This window comes from Paenibacillus sp. E194 (assembly GCF_000935845.1).
In the GTDB taxonomy this organism is placed as follows: Bacteria; Bacillota; Bacilli; order Paenibacillales; family Paenibacillaceae; genus Paenibacillus_B; species Paenibacillus_B alvei_B.
This window is the reverse complement of sequence record NZ_JMDX01000394.1, coordinates 1-3,390: the sequence shown is the minus strand read 5'-3', so window position 1 is coordinate 3,390 and position 3,390 is coordinate 1. Positions and strand designations below refer to the sequence as shown.

General features: G+C 57.4%; 1 protein-coding gene. It reads right to left on the bottom strand.

The features are described 5' to 3' along the window. On the bottom strand, positions 1-3,390 hold a 3,390-nt coding region (locus tag AZ66_RS27995), incomplete at both ends, for a non-ribosomal peptide synthetase (RefSeq protein WP_044357921.1).

The window sequence follows — 3,390 nt, the reverse complement described above, 5'->3', positions numbered from 1 at the left end:
CTGGATAATTCCGCAGCGCCAAGGTACCGACGAACATCCCGATCAAGTTGTCCAAGTCCGCATGCGGTCTGCCCGCGATTGGTGTGCCGACGATGATATCCTCTTGGCCCGTATACTTGGACAGCAGCGCCGTATACGCCGCCAACAGCACCATGTACATCGTCGCTCCCGTCTCTGACGCGATCCGCTGCAGTCCTTCGGTCACGTCGCGACCGATCTCGAAGGTTACCATGTCCCCCGCAAAGCTTTGTACCGCTGGACGCGCATAGTCCGTTGGGAGCTCCAGTACCGGGATCTCCCCTGTAAATGTCTCCAACCAGAATGCTTCCTGCTCCTTCATCTTCTCGCTTTGCGCCAGCTTCTGCTGCCAGACTGCATAGTCCTTGTACTGGATCCGCAGCTCCGGCAAGCTATCTCCCTCATACAGACGCGCAAACTCCTGCACCAGCACATTCATGGATACCCCATCCGAAATAATGTGGTGCATATCGAACAGCAACAAATGTCGCTCGCGGGACAATTTGATAAGACCTACGCGTAGCAGCGGCCCCTGTCCCAAATCGAACGGACGTACGAATGCGCTCACCCGCCGAGCGATTGCCTCCTCTTCCGGCAAGTCGCTCTCGTCCGCCAGACGCTCCACTTCTATCGCAAACGGAAGCTGCTCATGCACGCGCTGCACTGGTTCCCCGTCCACCATGGCAAACGATGTCCGCAGCGATTCATGCCGGGCAATCAATTCGCAGAATGCCTGCTCTAGCCGGTTCGCATCGAGCGCTCCTTCTATCGTGTATACCCCTGGCATGTTGTAGCCCAGCGCAGCTCCTTCCAACTGGTTCAGGATGTACATCCGCTTTTGCGCCGAGGACAGCGGATAATGCGCTCTTGCCTCTACCGGCTCGATCGCTGCATACAACTGCTGCTCCATGCCGGCAATCTCCTGCGCCATTTGTTCCAGCGTCGGGAACTGGAAGACGAACCGCAGCGGCACATTCACGCTCAGTTCCTTGTGCATCTGCGCCACCAGCGTCGTCGCTTTCAGCGAATGGCCTCCCAAGTCGAAGAAGTCATCCTTCGCCCCGACTCGATCGAGCCCCAGCACCCGCTGCCACACCTCCGCCAGCTGTGCTTCCTGCTCGGTTCGCGGCGCCACATACTCTACGCCCGTTACCGCGTGTCCTTCCGGCGACGGCAGCGCCTGACGGTCGATCTTTCCGTTCGACGTCAGCGGCATCCACTCCAGCGCCACGAAGAATGACGGAATCATATAGCTCGGCAAGTGCTGCCCCAAGTAACGGCGCAGTTCCGTTACATCCAACTCTCCATGTTCTCCGGTCACGACCACATAGGCACACAAATGCGGGTCACCGGCGGCACTCTTGCTAGCCAGCACGATCGTTTCCTTTACCTGCTCGTGCCTCAGCAGCTGCGTCTCGATTTCCCCGAGTTCGATCCGATAACCGCGGATTTTCACCTGATGATCGATACGGCCCAAATATTCCAGGTTCCCATCCGGCAGCCACCGCGCCAAATCCCCAGTTCGGTATACGCGCTCTCCCGCAATAAACGGATGATCCACGAACCGCTCGGTGGTTAGCTCTGGACGGTTCAGATACCCTCTCGCCACGCCGGCTCCGCCCACATACAGCTCGCCTGGGATGCCGATCGGCACCGGTTGCCGCGCCGCATCCAGCACATACGCCGTTAACGTCGGAATCGGGGATCCGATGTTGCTCTTGCTCTGCCCGATATCGTCCGCCGTCAGTTCTTTGTACGTGACGTGTACCGTCGTTTCCGTAATGCCGTACATATTGATTAACTGCGTCTCCGGATATTTCTCGCGGAACCGCTTCAACTGCAATGGCTCCAGCGCTTCTCCTCCGAAGATCACTTTCCTGACGCTGAGGCGCTTGTCCGTACAACGCAATTCTTCGTCTGCTAGATGATAGAAGGCGGTCGGCGTCTGATTCACGATCGTGACCTGTTCCTGCTTCAATACTTGCAAATAGGCGGCTGGATCCTGCGCCGTCTGCTTCGGGATAATAACTAGTCTGCCTCCATACAGCAGCGCCCCGTACATCTCCCATACGGAGAAATCGAAGCAGTACGAATGGAATAGCGTCCATACATCTGTATCCCCGAAGTCAAACCGTGACCGATCCGTGAACAGCAGCCGCACAACCTGACGGTGCTCGATCAGCACTCCTTTTGGCTTTCCGGTCGTTCCTGACGTATATATGACGTACGCTAAATGGCCTGCTCGAACGTTCCGCTCTTCATTGCCATGCCATGAGCCTATGGCTGCTGTGCCCGAGTCCGCTTCTGCCGCTGCTTCCTTCTTCACCTTAGTGGCAACCACGCACAGCTCATCTACTAGCTCGTCTTCAAGTATTGTTCCGGTGAACATGCCGGCCAGCTCCGCCAGCTTCTTCTGCGTCACGAGCAGATTCGTCCCGGAATCCTCCAGCATGTACTGAATCCGCTCCTCCGGATAATCCGGGTCGAGCGGCACATACGCGCCTCCGGCTTTCAGAATCCCCAAAATGCCTACTAGCATATCCAAAGAACGCTCCGTCAACAGACCAACGAGATCGTCCGGCTGCACGCCCTGCTGCCTTAACGCCCGCGCCAGCTGCTCGGCCCGTTCGTTCAGCTCCCGGTACGTCAATCGATCCTCTCCGAACACCACTGCCACCCGTTCCGGTGTCTTCTCCACCTGCTCTTCAAACAGCCCGTGGATCGTCTTCTCTTCCGGATAAGCGGCTTCGGTATCGTTGAATCCGTATATCAAGCGCTGGCGCTCCGGCTCCGGCAAAATGGAGAGCTCGCTTAGCCGCTGCTCCGGCTGATCCGCGACGCTCTGCAGCAAACAGGTGAAGTGGTTCGCCATCCGTTCCATCGTTTCTTTACGGAACAACGCCGTGCGATATTGCAGCGTAAATATCAGTCCGCCATCGCCGTCCGTTTCCACAGCATGCAGCGTCAAGTCAAACTTGGCCGCCTTATGCTCCGTGCCGTACGGCGCAAATTCCAGATCTCCGAGCCGCACGTCCGTCATCTCCGTATTCTGCATGACGAACATCGCGTCAAATAGCGGATTGCGGCTTAAATCCTTGCGTACATCCAGCTTCTCGACCAGTTCCTCGAACGGATAGTCTTGGTTCTCGAACGCTTTCAGCGCGCGCTCCTTCACGTCGCTCACGAACTCCGTGAACGTTCGCTCTCCCTCTGGGTAGTTCCGCATCGCCAGCGTACCGACGAACATTCCGATCAACGGCTCCAGATCCGCATGCGGCCGTCCCGCAATCGGCGTGCCGACGACGATATCTTCCTGTCTCGTATACTTGGACAGCAGTGCTGTATACGCCGCCAGCAGCACCATGTACATCG